Source organism: Agarivorans sp. JK6, from assembly GCF_045277145.1.
In the GTDB taxonomy this organism is placed as follows: Bacteria; Pseudomonadota; Gammaproteobacteria; order Enterobacterales; family Celerinatantimonadaceae; genus Agarivorans; species Agarivorans albus.
The window spans coordinates 3,039,358-3,058,049 of record NZ_CP113525.1; the positions used below are offsets into that span (position 1 = coordinate 3,039,358).

The following is an 18,692-nucleotide window of genomic DNA, read 5'->3' on the forward strand; positions in this document are numbered from 1 at the left end:
ACAGCTTGCTGCGAGCGTCAACTAATACCAATCACACTAAGTAAGTGCCACTCGCTTACTTGCTTTAACATAAAACACTCGCCAGCCTGCCCATGTTGGCAGCTCCCAACGTTTAGGCCCCGCCTTACGACCGCCAAAAGCATAGTGAACAATCACTTGTTTTGAGCCTGCTTTATACTCAACATCCAGTTTTAAGTCTGCCAATACTAACTGTCTTGGGTAGCGTTGCTCAAAGTCTTCGCGTTGCCATTGGGGGATCCCTTCAAATACAAAATCGCTAGCTTCGATTAAACTAAAGTCTTCGGCATTTTCTACGCCTAATAAAGCCAATTGAGAACTCAACCACTCTAGAGAATCTACTTGGTCACCTTCTCCACCGCCGTGTTTCTCACCAAGGCTTACCCATAAGTTCCAAGCTGCAATATCTTGAATACAACCTAGTTGGCTAAAGCCAGACTGTTGATTGGCGAGGATCCGCTTAGCCAGCGCTTGGCGATAGTCTTCAGCACTTAAGGCCACTTTTTCACTACCTATCACCCTGCCTGCATACACTCGTTGCATGAGCTGAGAGCCATCAGCAGCAACACTGGTTTTGCTTTGTAGCTCGCCAAAGCGGTGTTTTACTAACAAATCTACACTCACCGGCGCTAAGCACAAACCAATGTTGTTTAGCTGCTTTACTCCTCGCCCGGGTAGACTGTAGAGGTCAAACACCACTGCAGCCAATTGAGCATCATCAAATAAGCTTTCTCTGCCAACTTGCAACTCTGCAATTCCATTTCCCATCGCATTGGTGCGCTTTTCTCGCCTCACATATACCAGTTCTTTAGCCTCGACTAACAAGGCTTCTAGCAGTTTTTCGCGGCTATAGTTTTTCGCATAAGCAAGATCATCTAAAGCCATTACTGAACGCAATTGCTCGGCTAACTCCTGCGCTTGACTTAAAGCGTCTTGGTTTACCGTTAGTTCATCTGGCCAAGTTTTCCCGCGTAGCAGATCTAGTGTAATGCTCATATCACAATGTAAAGGTTGCCACTGGCTCAACACCTTTAAGGCATGTTCCGATTTTGGCTTTTGATAAAGGCTACGATTAATACTTAAGGCCGCTGCCAAGTCGAGCATAGCCTCACGCTCCGGCCCCTTGGGGACAAGGTTGACCAAATGCGAAAAATAACTGTCAATTGGTAAGTTTAATAAGCGTTGGCCATGTTCACTCAAACTGTCTTCGGTGCGCAAAGCCTGCATTCGTTTGAGCCGGTCACTCGCAATACTTAATGACTTTTCAGGCAATGCTTCAAGAAATTGAAGCTTTGCTAAAGCGTGATTACAGCTTGCCGCAAAAAGCATCGGCTCTAACAACTCTTCACGCTGCAATTGTGGTGGCGTTACGCTTTCTAGCGGCGCAAACTCCCCCCATAAACGGTAACAATGGCCTGCACATACTCGCCCTGCTCGGCCGCGTCGCTGCTCGGCACTGGCGCGCGACACCCGCTCTAAGCTCAATACCGTTCTACCGGCACGCTGCTTGGTGCGCCGCTCTAGGCCAGAATCAATCACACTGGTAATTCTTGGAATGGTTAAACTGGTTTCGGCAACGTTTGTTGCAAGAATAATTCGCCTTATCCGCTGTTCGCTGCTGTTGTCTAGTATGGTTTTACGTTCTTGCGCGCTAATACTTGCGTGCAGTGGCATTACCTCTGCATCAAGCCCACTCAAACTAGCTTGGCAGGCTTGAATCTCTGCTCGGCCTGGCAAGAACACCAATATATCGCCCTCATCCTTTAGCAAAGCCTTCTCAACAGCCTGCTTAACTGATTCGGTAACCCGTCGGCTATCTGGTAGGTGATGAGACTCTCGCGCTTCATAACTCACACTAACTGGGAACTCTCTCCCGGTAGTTTTGAGCACCTTCGCAGCCAAATATTCACTCAACTTATTGCCTTGCAAGGTAGCAGAAGTGACCACCACTTTAAGCGGTAAAGACTTAGCTAAAGCTAACAACAAATCAGAATCCCAACGGCGCTCATGAAATTCATCAATAATCAGCACTGCATAGTCAGCAAGTTTATTTTCAGCTAACCAACGCAAGGCGATCCCGGGAGTGACAAAAGCAATATCAGTATTTTCATTAACGCTTGAGTGAAAGCGAATTGAATAACCCACTTTATGTGGCGAGCCGCTTAAAGCCAGCTGCTCAGAGACATAAGTGGATAAAGCCTCACAAGCTATCCGCCGTGGTTGCACCACCAGCACCTTACCTAAGTTAGCCGCCCACACCGGCAAACGGGTGGACTTGCCTGAGCCGGTGGCAGCTTCTACCACTAAATGATCATGAGCAAGTTGCTCAACAAAATGCGTTTGCAGGGAATCAATAGGTAATGACGAGGGTCTGTAGTTGCTCACGTAATATCCGATAGCTCATTTGAAACGTTGGCATATTACCCTTAAGCAAACTTTATCGCGAATACTAGCCATGTGAATCAGCTTATCTACCATCAAGAATTATTTGTACTTGCTTTCACAATTAGCCATCACCTAAGCTAACTGCTTGTGCGCTAACCCGATTAATGGACCTAACATGAATTTTTCTAAACTTGGCAGCAGTAACTTATCAGTTTCGCGAGTGTGCTTAGGCAGTATGACCTGGGGCCTACAAAATAATCAGCAAGACGCTAATCAACAGATTGATTACGCCCTAAGCCAAGGGGTTAATTTTATTGATACAGCAGAAATGTACGCCGTTCCACCTTCTCCAGATACCTACGGCAAAACCGAAGCCATTATTGGCAATTGGCTTGCGGCCAACAAGCAGAAACGTAACGATGTAATTATTGCGACTAAAATTGCCGGTGCTGGCTTGCCTTGGGTGCGCAATGGTGGCCCTATTAATGGTGAAGAAGTGGTAGCTGCAGTAGATGCCTCATTAAAGCGTTTACAAACCGACTATATTGATTTGTACCAACTGCACTGGCCTAATCGCTCCACTCCACACTTTGGTAAACACTGGCCGAACCATATTCAACCAACCGCGATAGATGCAGCCGACCATCAAGCGCAGATGCTAGATATTCTGCAAGGTTTGCAACGCTGTGTAGAAGCCGGAAAAATTCGTCACTGCGGTTTATCTGATGATACCCCATGGGGTATTAATACCTACCTAAAGCTGAGTGAACAACATAACTTGCCGCGTATGGTGTCAATTCAAAACGAGTTTAGCTTGTTACACGCTAAAGATTGGCCCTATTTAATTGAAAATTGTGTGCAAGAGGATATTGCTTATTTGCCTTGGTCTCCGCTGGCTGGGGGGATGCTTAGTGGTAAATATGCCAACGGCGCTCGCCCAGAAGGCAGCCGCTGGACCTTTATGCAACGCAACGGAATTTTCCGTGATACTGAACTTGCTCACCAAGCGGTTGCAGCCTATGCCGACTTAGCAGCCCATTACGGCTATACGCCTGCGCAATTGGCCTTAGCTTGGTGTGACCAAGTAGACGGAGTAAGCTCTACCATTATTGGTGCCACCAGCATGCAGCAGTTAGAAGAAGACATTGCCGCATTTGCTATGCCTTTAAGTGAGAAGGCAATGGCCGACATTGGTGAAGTATTTAAACGCTACCCAGCACCTTACTAGGGTTTAAGTCCACCATTTGTCGTGATTAATGGTGGACTACTTTTGTTCTTCAGCTTGCTGATTTTGCTCTGCCAACTTGGCCATGTTTTTAGTCATACCCCAGAGTAACCAGCCATGCCAAGGTGCAAAAAAGTACCAATATACTAGGCCCCAAAAACCGGCCGGATGCCAATACAAAGCCACTTCCAGTTGGTGTTTATTTTCGCTCAAAGGCTCGATACTAATTTGCATACCGCCGCCGCCGGGCGCCTTCATACCAAAGCGCATCACTAAACATTCATCTTCTTCAACACTCAAGATGGTCCAAGAATCGACTCGCTCTCCAACCCGTAGCGTTCGATAATCACTGCGCCCGTGTTCTCTGCCTTTTCCTCCAACAGCAAAATCCATCCATTCGCGCATAGCCCACAGCATATCGAGATAAAAGTAACGATGCTTACCACCTAGTAGATTTATTACTCGCCAAGTATTTGCTGCAGAGGCATTCACCGTGACGGTTTTTTTTGCCGCTTTGGCATAAAAGCCATGCAATGAGGAAAAGTTTCTGAAGGTGGGCACGCCATCTTGCCAGCGCTTAGGGTAAGTATGTACTTGCTCCTCTTCAAATACCTGCGCAATGGCATCATCAATCGGCATTAATTTTTGAGGAATTAAGCCACGTAACACGTCTGGTTTTGCCTCTAGCTGCTCAGCTAAACCCGCAATCAAAGCCTTAGCCAAACTTTGTGGCACAGAGGTTATTAAACCTAAAACGGTGCAAGCAAGCTTAATTGGAAGACCTGGTAGCACCATAATTTTTATCGACTTATTTAAATGCTTAGCTATGCGTAACATAAGCTGTCGATAGCTTAACCATTCTGGGCCTGCAGCATCTAATACCATCCCGGCCGTTTCTGGCATATTGGCAAGTTTAACCAAGTAATGGAGCACGTTTTCCAAGGCTATTGGCGGCGCTTTAGTCTCAATGGCTTTAGGTACAAATGCTAAAGGCATATGCCCCACCAAGTCGCGCATCACCTCAAAAGCTGCTGAACCCGGTGTAATAATAATGCCAGCGCGTAGCTCGGTAACTGCAACGCCGCTTGAGGCCAAAGCTTCACCAGTCGCTATACGTGCAAGCATGTGCTCAGACTTGGGTTTAACCGACACTAAGCTGCCCATATAAATAATACGCTGGACCTCGGCCGCAGCTGCTGCATCTGCAAGGTTTTTGGCGGCAATCGCCTCCAGCTCACTATGAGCCTGACCATCGCTCATGCCATGCATTAGGTAATACACAAGATCAACGTCTTCCAGTGCATCTGGCAGGCTACTAGGCTCCAGCAGATCTAAAGTAAAACGCGGACAACTTAACTCTGGCCAAGGCGCTGGTTTATTAGGGTCGCGCGAACTTACACTCACATGATGACCAGCACCAACCAAAGCAGGGGCTAGCTTTCGGCCAATAGTACCCAATGCTCCAATAACCAGTATTCGCATTAAACATCCCTAATCTACTGTTAATACCAATCGTACTAAGTAACTGTTCATTCTATCTGGTTAAAATACTCGATAACTGCGTTAGAATTTTTGATTGTAGAATAACTACTTATCGAAAAATTCTGCCTTATTCTCGAGCATTTTTCCTGCGATATTTCTGATCCCTTACTTAGTGTGATTGGTATAAATTTGTTAACTACAGCCTAGCTGATTTTCCCCAAAACTTAAGAGAAGTTTTTCTAAGCAGCTAAAATAACAGTATTTTCTAGCTGGATTATCAAGGTTAACTAACAATGCTTGAAGGCTACAACTTACAACGGTTTGATGTTTATTGATGCACACCAAAATTATAGCGGATTAGCTATTCAGTCTTACTTAACCTGAGCTCTGGATAAAGAAGTGACGATAAGTCTGCAACCCAGTACTTAAACCAGTTTCATGTTTCTAGCGAAATAGTTTTGCTTAGTTCAAGGCGAAGCTGCGCGCCAATAGCTAGCCTATTGCAAGTAGCTTCAACACCGAAATAAGTAAAAGTAGCCGCTAGAAACCAGTTTATTATCTCGAGCTCAGGTTACTTAGCCAAATGACAACACCGTTTGAGTTGATTGGCGAAACTGACCCGGTGACATGCCCATTACTTGCTTAAACTTGGCACAAAAATAAGCGCTATCGGAAAACTCACAGGCATAAGCTATTTGGGTAATGCTTTGTTTACTGTCGCTGAGCATAGCAACTGCGGTATTAATTTTTCGTTTAAGTAAATAATCTTTATAGTTTTGGGCAAATAAAGACTTAAATACCCGTGAAAAATGGTATCTCGACATACCACAAATATCAGCGGCTTGTTGCAAGCTTAAGTTAAGTGTTTGGTGGTTCTCTAAGTGGTGAAGCAAAGGGATAATTTTTGCTAAGCCTTTGTTTTCTTTTAATACGGTAGCATTTTTTTCGGTACTGAATTGGCAGCGAGATTGCTGCCCGGCCAAAAACAAAAACAATGTACGCAATAAGCTATGCGCCAAATTCCGTCCATCATTGTTGTTATCTACGCTCTCTAACCAAGCAAATTGGCTATGTAAGTACCCTGCTTGTAGGTCATTAAGTTGCAACACTAAAGGCTTCTCTAATTGAGAGGCCACATCCAATAAGGCTAACTCGCTATATAGATAACGTTGAAACTGCAGCAGACTAAACTCTCGCTCCTCACCTTGCATCTCCATTTCGTGCATCGCCAATGAAGGAACAAATACCAGTGAATTATCGTTTAACTCTATTGATTGCCCGTCGATCCCTACCTGCCCTTTGATCTTTTTAAACAGCATAACCTCGCACAACATGTGAAAGTGAGTTGGAATCTCTAAACTAGGTTCATCAATAATGTGAAAACGGCGCAAATAGTAGGATTTTCCCTGAGGAAGATGGATGTTTTCAAAACTGAGAGGATGCGCAGCCATAATAGCAATATTTTTATACTTTAAAGCCTATAACTTACATATAAGCACAATTTAAAGCAATAAATTACCAGTACAAACTTTAGGAGTAACTATGGCTACTATTACTAACCCTATTCTTACTGGTTTTCGTCCCGATCCATCAATTATCCGCGTAGAAGACGATTACTACATTGCTACCTCTACTTTTGAATGGTTTCCGGGCATCATGCTCCACCACTCTAAAGATCTAGTGAACTGGCGAATTATCGGCCATGTACTTAATACCGTTGACCACCTAGATATGCGAGGTATGGATAACTCCGAAGGTGTATATGCCCCAGCCTTAAGTTATGCCGATGGCAAGTTTTGGTGCTGTTTCTCTAACGTGCATTCTTGTCGTGGCGGTACTTGGATGTCTACTCCCAGCTATGTGGTTAGCGCCGAAGACATTCACGGCCCATGGAGTAAACCTGTATCTATAGGTAGTTATGGCTTCGACCCATCACTGTTTCATGATGACGATGGCAAAAAATACATGGTAAACATGATGTGGGATGGCCGCAAAAAAACCGACTTTTTTGGTGGCATTGTTCTACAAGAATTTGATGCCGAGTTAGGCCAGCTAGTTGGCGAAGAAAAAGTAGTTTTTAACGGTACCAAGCTGGGCTGTACTGAAGGGCCACAAATTCTTAAAAAAGATGGCTGGTATTACCTTATCACTGCAGAAGGCGGTACATCATACGACCATGCAGTCACGGTTTGCCGCGCCAAAAATGTTTGGGGCCCCTATGAGCTGCACCCAGAAAACCCAATTCTAACGTCTCGCCACCAAGATGACGCCGAATTGCAACGTGCGGGGCATGGCTTCTTAGTAGAAACCCAAAATGGCGAATGGTATTTATCGCATCTTTGTGGCCGCCCAATTAGCGACCCAGAAAATCCTAAAGAGACATCAAAATATGCCCAAGGTCGCTGTACCTTAGGTCGAGAAACCGCCCTGCAAAACGTAGAGTGGCGTGATAACTGGCCATATGTTGTAGGCGGTACAACCCCAAGGCTGGAGATCCAAGCGCCAAAACTAGCGGCTCAACCTTGGCCGGTTGAAGCGAGCCGTGATGACTTTGATGGCAACACCTTAGCGGTAAAATACCAATCACTAAAAGACCCATTTGAAGAATCATGGATATCTTTAAACAAGCGACCGGGTTATCTGCGCCTAGCTGGCCGTGACTACTTGTACTCGCGCTACAACCAAAGCATGTTGGCGCAGCGAGTTACCGCATTTAACTGCATCAGCGAAACCGCTGTAGAGTTTAATCCCTGCTCACCACGGCAAATGGCAGGTTTGGTAGCTTACTACTCACGTGGCGGACACTACTTTTTAAAAACCTCAGCTAACGATGCTGGCGAACAAATCATTCAAGTTGTGGGCGACATTGATGATAAGTACCAAGAATACACCGACGAAATAATTATTGGCCGCAGTAAACGGGTTTACATGCGCCTAGAGCAACGTACTCAGTGGTATCAATTTAGTTATTCATTAGACGGAAAAGTTTGGCAAACCATTGGTGAGCCTTTAAATGCCACTCACTTATCAGATGAAGGCAGCAACGATGTGTTTCGCTTCACAGGCTCATTTGTCGGTTTATTTGCTTGTGACCTAACAGGTAAGCAGATTGAAGCCGACTTTGATTACTTCGACTATCAAACATTAAGTTAGTCTGAAAATACCCCAGTTAGATTGCGCTATTTAGAGTACTAGCTAGTGCGATCTAACTCTTAGTTTCAACCATTGAACTAAGTATAAAACGGTTATTTTGATTTAAATCAGTATCTTGCTTTATAGAGCTTGCCACACTCGCTGCATCATTTTTAACCACTAAGCAGCACAGTATGCAATCTTCAATTCGTTGGTTTCTCGCCCCTTGTTGTATCTGTTTTCTGCTCAGTGCTGCCCACTTCTACCATGCCCACCAGCAAATTTACGTTGCGCTATGTATTATGGGGCTGTGTAGTATTTTAATTCGCCACCCAATTTGCTTACGACTAAACCAGTGTGCCATGTTGCTACTCACTGCCGAATGGATTAATACCATCGCAGAAATCTACGTTGTTCGCAGCGCCTATGACCAACCTTGGTTACGCATGGCATTCATCCTTGGTGCTGTTTCTTTATTGCACCTTGCCACAGCCTTATTGTTCCAGCATTACAAAATTCGCCGCTACTTTGGTTACCCCAGACAGTTCTTGTTTCGCTAACAGCGTTGGCTTTGATACTAGATCTAGAGCGGCAACTAAGGGTTAACCTACTTCTTATTGCCTCTACCGATTGAGGCGACATCAACCATCTTACAACCCAATGGCAGTCGCTTAGAAAAGTGAACCAAATATCGATTCACCCATCCCCGCAGAAATTAACCCTGAAGCATTCTGCTTCTGACTACTATTCGATGTTATTAGGCAAGCAAAGTTATGCGCTTTGTTTGCCTGTTTGTTTTATATGGTAGGTATTTGACTCACTAAGCTCAGGCCAGTATCGCTAACATCGAGTTGAATAACTCCAGACTCACCTACCAGCATTAACCCCTGCTCAGTGGCTATCACGTCCTTACAAGGAAATACATCATTAAGTGCTTGCCTAGTAAGTACGTGGCTAAATTCAGCTGATTCTTCAGGGTTTGCCTCGAGTACTAAAGGAACCAATCCTTCGGCAGCATCACAAACATAGAGCGTCCCCTCTCGAAGCGCTAAGCCAATAGGCTCGGCCAACTCTCGATACTCTGCCATTGATGTACTGTTAGGTCTTATACTAGAAGCGCCTTCATCAATTTCTTCTTGAGTTGGCGGAACATAAGCTAGGATATCGCTAATGTTTTCAACAAATATTCCGTCCCTAAAGGTGATTTCGTTACTACCATCTCTGGTGGTGTAATAAGCCACTCCGTCGTGAGCGATGACTGGATCATAGGCCACTAAATGACGAAGCTGTGCGATAAACTCAACGGGATTATCTAGGTCACCAGTGGAGCGATAAATGTCTACACCACTTGAATGGCCGACCATCACATGGCTATCGTCATACACGTGTAAGGTTTCAGATATCCAAGAATAACTATCAACATAATCAGCAGATAAAAACTCTTCGGAGCGAAGTATCGAAACTTTTTGGTTCGTATTTATCGCATGAAGATCGCCTTGAAATTCAACTAAAGCTGCAAGAGAGCCAACCTGCCCTGTTCCGCTATATACTACGGTGCCACCACTTGAGCTTGAGTCTGAATCACAAGCAGCCATTAGTACTATTGCAATCGGAACACTAAGTCTTTTAATAAGCGTTTTCATAGCAACTCCTCTAATGGCCAAAAGTAGAATGATTTACCATCGGCATTTTTATAACCAATCACCAAACCAATTTCGTAATCCAAGTATACAGATTCATACTCTTCAGAACTCTCACTAAACTTTGCAAATATGGTGGCTTGAGGAGACAAGCGATCATAGTTGGGGTAATCTAAGGCGAGCTCTTGAGTAGTAATGCTGTTCAAATTATTAAAATCAATCAGAACTAAATCCGTTAAGGCAGCAACAACCAGCATGCCTTGGTGAATTAGCACATCAGAAGCACCATGCACATGAACAAAGCCTAAATATACTGGCGTTTCACGATTGGTATTATCGAAAATGTAGACACCACGCAGCTCAGAAATAATAAACATGTAGTGCTGGTAAAGGTAAATCTTTCCGGAATTCTCTAAGCCGATAAACTCTTCGACTCTTGAGCCGGCATCGATATAAGCTTGTGTTAAGGCATTGCTATTTTCAGCGCTAAAGCTAACTTGCTTCTCGCCTCTAAAACTTTCCCAGTCCAAGTATATTGGCTCAATGGCGCAAATAGCTTCACTTTGATCTGGGTAAGTACAAATGTATCTAGCCTTTTGATCAACAGTTGGTGATTGATAGCTACCTAGCATCATTGCACTGCCAACAACTACCGCAAGAGGGATAGCAAATTGGCTTTTCTTCGACTTAACAATTGCTTTTTGATTATGCTGAAAAAGCCAAATGGTAGAGAAAATAGTCGCCATAATAAGCGCTGTTACGTCCATCCATTCAAAATTGCCATAGCTTAGAACCCCCAAGGTTTCAGTAGCTTGGCCAAACTCAAAAGCGAGATCAACACCTAACCAACATATAGGTATTGCTAACCAACGTTTTCCTTCAGTGCCTAATAAACCAGCGGTGAACAAGCTCATGCCCACTACGTGGAGAAAACTAGGGAACCACTCTGAGGCATAGCGAGGGAGCATAATGGGATTTGCAGAAAACTTTATCCATTGATAGGCCGGAAGCGCATCAAACAGTATTTGAGGCTCCCTAAAATTGGCATAAAACAACATACCTATTACCCCAGTAAAAATTCCCCACCAAAACAAACTGGGAGATTTAATCATAGTTACTTCCTTGTACAACAAAACTAAACCAAGCAACCTTAACAAAAAGCTCAACAAAGCCAATAAACCCATGATTAAACGTTGATAATCATACAAGATGAATATTAAAGATGTGAATGAAAGCGCTATCAAAGCTATTCATTTAACAGGAACATTTGGAGGTACCGCTTATTTACCAATGCAAACAACACGCAACTACCACTAGCCTGTTCGTGTTGAGCTAAGGCTTAGCGTATACTTGCTTCCTTTTACTTACGCTCTATCGCTTGTGAATCGCTTTCTAGAACTCTACGCTCAGCGCAAAGCTGCTGCCACTACCCAATTTAAAGGCCGAGGGGCACGCCGAGTACGTTGCCAAACCTGCCAAATGCCTCAGCAACACTGCTTTTGTGAGCAAGCTATTTTGCAAGAGAGTGATTGTGGTTTTGTGCTACTCATGCACAATATGGAGGTTTTGCGCCCCAGTAATACTGGCCGATTTATTGCTGACCTAATCCCAGACACCTACGCCTTTATCTGGCAACGAACCGAACCTTGTGAAGCTTTATTAGCACTTTGCCAGCAGCAACAATGGCAACCCTATGTGGTATTCCCTGCCGCGTTTAGCCAACCAGAGAGAGTTCATTACAAGGTAGAGCTTAAAGCAGGCCAAAAGCCGCTATTCATTATGCTCGATGGCAGCTGGCGCGAGGCCAGAAAAATGTTTCACCAAAGTCCTTGGTTAGACACGTTTCCTGTGATTTCAATTAACCCTGAACAAGCTTCCAGCTATGGGCTTCGTTCTCGGCCAATAAAGGGTCAATGGGCCACCGCTGAAGTAGCGGCTCAGTTGTTAGCGATGAGCGGTGAAGCAAGCAATGGCAAACAACTTGCGCAGCGTTTTAGTCAATTTACTCAGCAAACTCTCGCAGGTAGAAACTGCTAACTCGAGTCGGTTGATCTTCTAAGCTGATTTATCCAGCAGCTAGTTGGGTATTTAATACAAGATCGCGGCTTTGATGGCTAGCTAGGCTACACACTCCTTGCCATGCCTAAAACGACTTCACCTCGAACAAAACTTAACCACCAAGGGTAAACGGCCCCTAGTGTTAACCACCAGTTTTTACTCAATTTAACAGCGAATTAAACTACTACTTTCGTGAGATACATCACGCATTGAAAACGTTATCAAGCAAAAGTGCTTTTGCCACGTTTTGTCACTATGCCTAGGCCTTTAGTTGTTGTTATGATGTTGTCGCTTGATAAGACAGCGCATAATTTGAACAAAATTACTAAGCCCTGCAGAGCAAGCAAACTTAAAAATATAGAGTATTATTTCAATTGTTTCAGGAGACATAATGTCTAAGAGCACTGGTACCGTTAAGTGGTTTAACGAAAAGAAAGGTTTTGGTTTCATTTCTCAACAATCTGGCGCAGATGTGTTTGTACACTTCCGTGCAATTTTAGGAGATGGCTTTAAATCACTTGAAGAAGGCCAGAAAGTAGCATTTGACGTTGAAGACGGTCAAAAAGGCCCACAAGCGGCCAACGTTGAGGTTGTATAAACAACTTCTAGAAGCATAACCTTGGGATTAGGTTATGCTTCCTATTTCTTTACTGCCCTACTTTAGCTTCATTGTATAGATATGCTGTGGCCCTGCTGGCCCTCCCCGATACAAAACGTCACTGTCTTTAAATCCACATTTTTTATATAAAGCCTGCGCAGCGTGATTGCGGCAATTTACGGTTAAGCATAAAAATTCAAAGCCTGAATGTAATCGAGAGACATAATCCTTAAGCAGCAAACCCGCTTGATATCCGTAACCTTTTCCTTGGTGACGATGGTCCACAAAAAAAGACCTCAACAATACAGCCTTGTTCAATGGCAAATTTCGGTGATATGGATAATGCTGATCAATCACAAAAAAACCGACTAATTGTTTATCAACCATCATCAAATGTGCTGATTGTTGCTCACTAAGCAGCTGCAAAATATCTGCGATGTTTTTTACGTAGTTTTGCTGCTCTGGAGCAACTTGTAGCGCCAAAACCTTCGCTACATATTGTTCTGCAAAAGGCTGCAAATTCATCTCTGGCCTCATGCACTCTCCCCATATTGATTACTTTGCTCAGCCAATACCGCTTCGCGGCCCATCATTAATTGCTTTCTATCTAGCCCCCAGCGATAGCCACCCAAAGCACCACTGCTGCGAATCACTCGGTGACAAGGGATAATAAATGCGATGGGATTTTTTGCGACGGCGCTGGCAACTGCGCGAGTCGCATTGGCCGAGCTCACCTGCTGTGCCAAAAACTGGTAAGAACACAAATTGCCGCTAGGCACTTTTAACAAAGCTTGCCACACTTGCAACTGAAAGTTTGTTCCTTTTAGCCATAACGATAAAGCTTGTTTAGGAGGCGCTTTTTGGCTAAATATTTGAGTCAACAAGGGCTTTATCGCATCATCATCATGAATACATTTGGCTTTAGGCCACGCCTTGGTGAGCTCTTCCAATGGTATTTGCTGCTGCTCTGCTTCACAGAAGCTTAACTGGCAAATACCTCTATGCGTCGTCGCGATAAATGCACAACCAAAGGGTGTAATTCCCCAGCCATAATGAATAGTTAGACCTTCACCTTGAGCCTTAGCTTCACCAGGTGTTACCGCTTCAATGTTTACAAATAAGTCGTATAAACGGGCACCACTTGATAAGCCAACATCGTAAGCAAGCTCTAATACCGAGCGTGATTCAAACAACTGCTCGCGCGCTTTTTGCAAGGTGAGATACTGCAAAAAGCGCTTTGGCGATACCCCAGCCCATTGGCTAAATAAACGCTGCAAGTGAGACTCGCTCAACCCTAAGTCTTCGGCCAAATCTTTAAGTTCTGGTTGCTGCTGTTGGTGTTCAACTAAATAAGCCATTGCTTGGCTTATTTGCTGATACTCTCGATGCGATTGCAATGGACTTTGCTCCATAACGTTTCCTCACTAGCCTTTAATCGCAACTTTAACCTAATTGAATCATAGGCTCGACCCGATAATTGCAAAATAAGAGATTAGGAAATGTTGAGCAGTAAAATTAGAAAGCACCTTTTGGTTAGTAGCCAGAATTCAGCACCTGTTGTTCAGCTTGTTCGATAACTTGGGCTAACTCGCCAGACCTAAGCATCGCTTGAATCACCTCATCCACTTTCGCGACTAAGTGACGCTCTCGTTCATGAATATAATGATAAAGCGGGAACACCGCTAACGGCGCCGAATAAGCGATGTGTTCGTTAAGTTTTAATCGCTTCGAAGCGACTAAACCATCAACTTTATTCGTGAGTGCCACATCTGCTCGCCCTCGGTGAATAAAGCTTAGGAGTTTGTCAGTACTACTTAATTGCTCAACATACATGTGATTAGCAGTAACATCGGCAGTATGCTTAACCCCTCTCACTACCACTAATTTATATCGCTCTAAGTCAGACAAGGTAGATATTGCTAGCGCTCGTTCGCTTAAGTAAAACGCGGTGGTGTTCAGCGAATAATAAGGTGTTGGCACACGAACCAATTGCGGGTTCTGCTCCCCGTAACTCCATATTCGCATCACCTCACCATCAAGCATGCCGTTTGATGCTTCTAGCTGGGCTCGTTTCGCCGGCAAAGGGTTCACCTCTATGCTTAAACCCAATTTTTTGTAGACCGAAGTTAATACAACAATCCCAACTTTTTGCTCAAATAGGTGCTCAATAGCGGCGTACTTATAAGGGCCTTCGGCAAAGACCGAAGAACAAAATAGAAAACAGAAAACAAGCGCAATTTGACGAATACCCCACTCCTTATGATTAGCGAACTTATCAAGATTACCCAATAAGTTCTCCACTAATATTAGACGAGGCTTGGTTAACCGACCGACAAAAAAAGACGCACCGTTGTGCGCCTTGTGTCATTACTGCAAGCAAACTTTTGAGTGCCTACATCAACTTAATCGAAAGTATAGGTAAATACCCTAAAGCCTTCATTGTCTGCCACGTTGTCAAACTCTTGAGTCGGCGTAACCCGAGGCAAATAGGTATTTGCAAAACTCTCTGCCGCTTCTAGGTGCGAAGACAGAAACTCTACGGTAACTCCACTTGGCCCTACCAGCGTAAAGTTATGCGCATTGGGAAACTCTAATATGTCATTAGGGTCTGCAAGATCATCAGATTTTGCGTTCAAGTAGTTGTTCACTAAATCACGGTTAGAATCTACTTCATCTTCATGAGCAATGCGCGCGTTGGCCACACCAGGCATCCAACTTTGCGATGCGCGGTAGTTGTTTGTTACAACATAAAGCTTTTTAGTTAAGTCATTTTCTAACGCTTCACCGGCATACATAATGTTGCTAATTCTGCGGCTGTCCGTTTGAATTAAGTTACCATTTGCATCGTAGACTAACTCGCCTATTTCGTTAACTTGGTAGCGAGGAGCTTGGCTCACATCAATACTATAAGTGAGAAGACTCTCGCCATCGGCGTCAAAGCCGCCAAAGAACACATCAAAGTTGTAGCTACGGAACTGTTGGTGCAATAAGCGGTCTCCCTCTTCAGCAACGGTTTGGTATTGCTGAGCAACAATCACTTCCATCCACTCGATAAGATCGGCCACTGTCAACTCAAGTACAGCAGGGGTATTGTTATCAAATACGTAAAGATCTGCCACACTCGCGCGAGTTAAAGCATCACCATCAATGTTGGTATAGTCTTCGCGACCTCCGCGACCACCTTTAAAGGGAGCAGATACCGACAACATAGTAATACTTGAATCTAACACGCCATCATCTTGCCAAGACAAGCCTTGAGAATATTGCGCTTCGTTCACGATTTGCACAGAAATGTCTGATTCAACGGCCGAAAAGTAGCTGTTAATTGGCTCATCAATATTGCCTATTTCTTCAGCCATGAAGTCCATGGTTCCTTCATGGTCTGAACTCACTAAATAGTTGACCATTTCATCTTGCAAATAAGGGTCATCTTTTAATGAACGTAAGCTGGCGCTGCTCGACTTAACAGCCCAAGTTTCCCCTCTGTCAGAGCTTCTTAAAGTTAAATCGATCACCCCAAGGTGATTCCCCCAAAAGCCTGGCATTACGGCGGGTTTACCAAAAATCTTGCCATTAGGCGCATCAACACCTTCCATACCGTCGTAGGTATTGCTGGTTGTTGGGAAGTTGTTGTGGTCATGGCCAAACATTAAGGCATCAATACCATCTACTTGCGCTAACTGCCAAGAAGCGTTGTCCATAAAGTCTTCATCTCGATCGCCGCCAGACAAACCAGAATGCGGAATAGCAACAATGATATCAGCGCCTTCAGCTTTCATTTTTGGCACATAGTGCTCGGCTGTCATCTTAATATCAGCAAGCATCACTTTACATTCAAGGTAGCGCTTATCCCAATTCAAAATATTAGGCGGAGTGAAACCAATAACCCCAACTTTAACCGTGTAAGTGCCGCCATCTGTAGCAGTAAAATCACGCTCAAGAATTTCATAAGGCGTGAAGTAAGGTTCAAATTGCTCGAAAAATGCAGCGTAGTTCCCCGCAAAGTGTTTATCGATATCTACCGCACAAGTCTCTTCATCTACAGCAACATTATTGGTTGGTTGTTTGCCTTCAAACTGATAAACGTTAGCGTTAATGTAGGGAAAATTAGCACCTGAAGTTGCTGCAGCTAAGTAATCGAGTCCATAGTTAAATTCATGATTACCAATGTTACCCACATCGTAACCTAGATAGTTCATCGCCTTATAAACCGGGTGAACATTTCGCTCGAGATAAGCGACTCCTAGGTTGGCAACGTAATCACCCATCGGGCTACCTTGAATCAAGTCACCGTTGTCAAACAACATGCTGTTTAGCGCTTCTGCTCGCGCTTCCTTAATCAATACCGCTGTACGAGCTAAGCCATAATCTTGAGGGCTCAAGGCATTGTCTTTTGGAGAAGCGAAGTAATTATAAGGCTTCATGTTTGAGTGCAAATCGGTGGTTTCCATCAAACGAAGCTCCATCTCCAATTCATTGTAAGAATTGTTGCTGGAGTTGTCCCAACATGCAGTCAAGCTCACGGTAATGGCTGATGCAAGCAGCAGTTTATTCAGCGGAAAATGATTATCCATTTCAATCTCTAAGTTAAGGTAGTGTAAAAATCGACTACACCATAGAGACCGCAGGTTTCAGTTTTATTAATTGATAAATAAAGTATTTTTAGCATGATTGTTTTACATTTGTTGGCTAAATAGCGTTACGAACTAGCTTGCAAGGCACGCCTAGCCTACACCGAGCAGACCACACAAAAGCATCAAATAAACATCACCCAACCAATCCACCCTAAGACAAATTTCACTTTAGTATTCGCTTTGTTATTTGGAGATAAAGGCTATAATGCCGCCATATTGCAGTACAAGGTTCGGTAGTGTGTTTAAACCTAAAGCAGCCAGTTGGATAAGTTTATATTTTTCAGGATTGTTCTTTGCCTGGGGGATCTTTTTGCCGTTTTGGGCGCTGTGGCTCGAAAGCGAAGGCCTAGATCCTAGCCAAATTGGTATGTTACTCGGCTTTAGCATGCTGGCGCGTTTTCTTGGCAATGTGCTACTTATGCCGCGAATTAAATCTGCTAAACACCTTTTGCCAGGTGTTCGTTGGGTGAGCTTTGCCAGCATATTGGTAGTGGCTAGCCTATGCTGGTTAAACGGCTACTTTTGGCTAACAGTGCTCACGCTTGCCGCTAACTTTTTTATTGCCACCTTAATTCCCCTCGGTGATGCTGTCGCCACTAAATGGGTTAGCCAACTGCAACTAGACTACGGCCGCGTTCGGGTATTTGGCTCTATTGCATTTATTGTCTCTTCTACCCTTTTAGGGCTTGGCCTCACCTATTTTTCTCACTCATTAATCTTATATGCAACGCTTGCTTCTTTGGTTGTGATGTGGGGCTTAAGCTTGCTAACGCCCGCCAGCCCGTTAGTCGATGATGAAAGTGACGGTGAACCGGTAAGCAGCAAACTATGGCCGGTACTTAAACAAACACACGCGCTTAAATTTGTGGCAGTAACAGCGTTAATTCAAGGCTCACACGCTGCTTACTATGCCTACAGCACGCTTTACTGGAAAAGCATTGGCTATGCAGAATCAACCATCGGTTACCTATGGTCTATCGGTGTGGCATTAGAAATGAGCATTCTAATCTTTGGCAGTAAATGGTTTAAAAGCTGGAATGCCAACAAAATGTTTTTACTCGCGGCAGTGGGCGGAGTTATCCGCTGGGGTATTTTTGGTAGCACCGAAGTATTGCCACTGATGATGCTATCGCAAGGCTTGCATGCCTTAACGTTTGCACTTACTCAACTCGCTGCGATCAAGTACATCGCATCAGAAGCACCAAGCTCTCAAGCTATCCCGCTGCAGGCATTGTACTCGGCTATCGCGCTAAATATGGGAACCGCCCTACTCACCTTCCTCAGTAGCGCCTTATATGAACCAATGGGTTCGGGGATTTTTCTAATCATGGGCGGCTTGTCTGCACTGGCAATTCCGCTATTGTTGCTAAATGCAAAGTCAGCTAAAGCAAGCAACTCGTGATTAAGCACCAGCGAAAAAATTGCAATGGTGAGTAATAAAAAATCCGAGTGTAATGATTTACACTCGGATTTGTTTTTTAGCTATTGCCTAGCCATAGCTTTGACTAGCGGTACAGTAG

At 44.2% G+C, this 18,692-nt stretch carries 15 protein-coding genes; 6 read left to right on the plus strand and 9 right to left on the minus strand.

From position 1 onward, the window contains the following. Positions 1–36: 36 nt before the first annotated feature. The gene (locus OV592_RS14135; protein WP_406609017.1) at positions 37–2,403 is read right to left on the minus strand and encodes a helicase-related protein; all 2,367 of its coding nucleotides are present in this window, start codon (positions 2,401–2,403) and stop codon (positions 37–39) included. A 175-nt stretch (positions 2,404–2,578) separates the two neighbouring features. Between OV592_RS14135 and OV592_RS14140 the strand changes: the two genes are divergently transcribed. Then, positions 2,579–3,631: an aldo/keto reductase gene (locus OV592_RS14140; protein ID WP_040307039.1), complete on the plus strand. Its 1,053-nt coding sequence runs from the start codon at positions 2,579–2,581 to the stop codon at positions 3,629–3,631. 36 nt (positions 3,632–3,667) lie between these two features. On the opposite strand, the gene OV592_RS14145 is transcribed toward OV592_RS14140, so the two are convergent. Together OV592_RS14145 and OV592_RS14150 are read right to left on the minus strand one after the other, a co-directional pair. Further along, positions 3,668–5,110 carry a DUF2867 domain-containing protein gene (locus OV592_RS14145; RefSeq protein ID WP_406609018.1) on the minus strand — a complete coding sequence of 481 codons (1,443 nt, stop codon included), beginning with the start codon at positions 5,108–5,110 and terminating at the stop codon, positions 3,668–3,670. 575 nt (positions 5,111–5,685) lie between these two features. Then, positions 5,686–6,561: an AraC family transcriptional regulator gene (locus OV592_RS14150; RefSeq protein WP_406609019.1), complete on the minus strand. Its 876-nt coding sequence runs from the start codon at positions 6,559–6,561 to the stop codon at positions 5,686–5,688. A 91-nt stretch (positions 6,562–6,652) separates the two neighbouring features. Between OV592_RS14150 and OV592_RS14155 the strand changes: the two genes are divergently transcribed. Beyond that, positions 6,653–8,263 (plus strand): glycoside hydrolase family 43 protein, encoded by a 1,611-nt coding sequence (locus tag OV592_RS14155; RefSeq protein ID WP_406609020.1) that lies wholly within the window; start codon positions 6,653–6,655, stop codon positions 8,261–8,263. Positions 8,264–8,436: 173 nt separating this feature from the next. Beyond that, positions 8,437–8,802 (plus strand): hypothetical protein, encoded by a 366-nt coding sequence (locus tag OV592_RS14160; protein WP_406609021.1) that lies wholly within the window; start codon positions 8,437–8,439, stop codon positions 8,800–8,802. 237 nt (positions 8,803–9,039) lie between these two features. Here the strand turns inward: OV592_RS14160 and OV592_RS14165 are convergent, their stop codons facing one another. Next, positions 9,040–9,885, minus strand: coding sequence for a hypothetical protein (locus OV592_RS14165; RefSeq protein WP_406609022.1), 846 nt, complete (start codon positions 9,883–9,885; stop codon positions 9,040–9,042). Next, complete coding sequence (locus OV592_RS14170) at positions 9,882–10,994, minus strand: hypothetical protein (protein ID WP_406609023.1); 1,113 nt, start codon at positions 10,992–10,994, stop codon at positions 9,882–9,884. Before OV592_RS14170 ends, OV592_RS14165 begins: the two co-directional genes overlap by 4 nt. A gap of 268 nt (positions 10,995–11,262) precedes the next feature. Here OV592_RS14170 and OV592_RS14175 point away from each other — a divergent pair, with 268 nt between their 5' ends. After that, positions 11,263–11,919, plus strand: a complete 657-nt coding sequence (locus OV592_RS14175; RefSeq protein ID WP_406609024.1) for a tRNA-uridine aminocarboxypropyltransferase — start codon at positions 11,263–11,265, stop codon at positions 11,917–11,919. A 412-nt stretch (positions 11,920–12,331) separates the two neighbouring features. After that, positions 12,332–12,538: a cold-shock protein gene (locus OV592_RS14180; RefSeq protein ID WP_016401263.1), complete on the plus strand. Its 207-nt coding sequence runs from the start codon at positions 12,332–12,334 to the stop codon at positions 12,536–12,538. 57 nt (positions 12,539–12,595) lie between these two features. On the opposite strand, the gene OV592_RS14185 is transcribed toward OV592_RS14180, so the two are convergent. The 4 genes from OV592_RS14185 to OV592_RS14200 all read right to left on the minus strand — a co-directional run bounded on the left by OV592_RS14185 (position 12,596) and on the right by OV592_RS14200 (position 17,112). Further along, a complete protein-coding gene (locus OV592_RS14185; protein ID WP_406609025.1) occupies positions 12,596–13,075 on the minus strand; it encodes a GNAT family N-acetyltransferase in 480 nt (159 codons plus the stop codon). Next, positions 13,072–13,950, minus strand: a complete 879-nt coding sequence (locus OV592_RS14190; protein ID WP_406609026.1) for a bifunctional transcriptional activator/DNA repair enzyme AdaA — start codon at positions 13,948–13,950, stop codon at positions 13,072–13,074. Before OV592_RS14190 ends, OV592_RS14185 begins: the two co-directional genes overlap by 4 nt. Positions 13,951–14,071: 121 nt before the next feature. Next, positions 14,072–14,827, minus strand: a complete 756-nt coding sequence (locus OV592_RS14195; protein ID WP_406609027.1) for a substrate-binding periplasmic protein — start codon at positions 14,825–14,827, stop codon at positions 14,072–14,074. Positions 14,828–14,940: 113 nt separating this feature from the next. Then, the gene (locus tag OV592_RS14200) at positions 14,941–17,112 is read right to left on the minus strand and encodes a bifunctional 2',3'-cyclic-nucleotide 2'-phosphodiesterase/3'-nucleotidase (protein ID WP_406609028.1); all 2,172 of its coding nucleotides are present in this window, start codon (positions 17,110–17,112) and stop codon (positions 14,941–14,943) included. Between the two features lie 298 nt (positions 17,113–17,410). Here OV592_RS14200 and OV592_RS14205 point away from each other — a divergent pair, with 298 nt between their 5' ends. Then, complete coding sequence (locus OV592_RS14205; RefSeq protein WP_406609029.1) at positions 17,411–18,574, plus strand: 3-phenylpropionate MFS transporter; 1,164 nt, start codon at positions 17,411–17,413, stop codon at positions 18,572–18,574. The last annotated feature ends 118 nt before the right edge of the window (positions 18,575–18,692 follow it).

Excerpts from the sequence above, each read along its gene's own strand:
- OV592_RS14140 (WP_040307039.1), top strand. The coding sequence starts at position 2,579 with ATGAATTTTTCTAAACTTGGCAGCAGTAACTTATCAGTTTCGCGAGTG.
- OV592_RS14170 (WP_406609023.1), bottom strand. The coding sequence starts at position 10,994 with ATGATTAAATCTCCCAGTTTGTTTTGGTGGGGAATTTTTACTGGGGTA.
- OV592_RS14185 (WP_406609025.1), bottom strand. The coding sequence starts at position 13,075 with ATGAGGCCAGAGATGAATTTGCAGCCTTTTGCAGAACAATATGTAGCG.
- OV592_RS14145 (WP_406609018.1), bottom strand. The coding sequence starts at position 5,110 with ATGCGAATACTGGTTATTGGAGCATTGGGTACTATTGGCCGAAAGCTA.
- OV592_RS14165 (WP_406609022.1), bottom strand. The coding sequence starts at position 9,885 with ATGAAAACGCTTATTAAAAGACTTAGTGTTCCGATTGCAATAGTACTA.
- OV592_RS14190 (WP_406609026.1), bottom strand. The coding sequence starts at position 13,950 with ATGGAGCAAAGTCCATTGCAATCGCATCGAGAGTATCAGCAAATAAGC.
- OV592_RS14180 (WP_016401263.1), top strand. The coding sequence starts at position 12,332 with ATGTCTAAGAGCACTGGTACCGTTAAGTGGTTTAACGAAAAGAAAGGT.
- OV592_RS14155 (WP_406609020.1), top strand. The coding sequence starts at position 6,653 with ATGGCTACTATTACTAACCCTATTCTTACTGGTTTTCGTCCCGATCCA.
- OV592_RS14200 (WP_406609028.1), bottom strand. The coding sequence starts at position 17,112 with ATGGATAATCATTTTCCGCTGAATAAACTGCTGCTTGCATCAGCCATT.
- OV592_RS14160 (WP_406609021.1), top strand. The coding sequence starts at position 8,437 with ATGCAATCTTCAATTCGTTGGTTTCTCGCCCCTTGTTGTATCTGTTTT.
- OV592_RS14150 (WP_406609019.1), bottom strand. The coding sequence starts at position 6,561 with ATGGCTGCGCATCCTCTCAGTTTTGAAAACATCCATCTTCCTCAGGGA.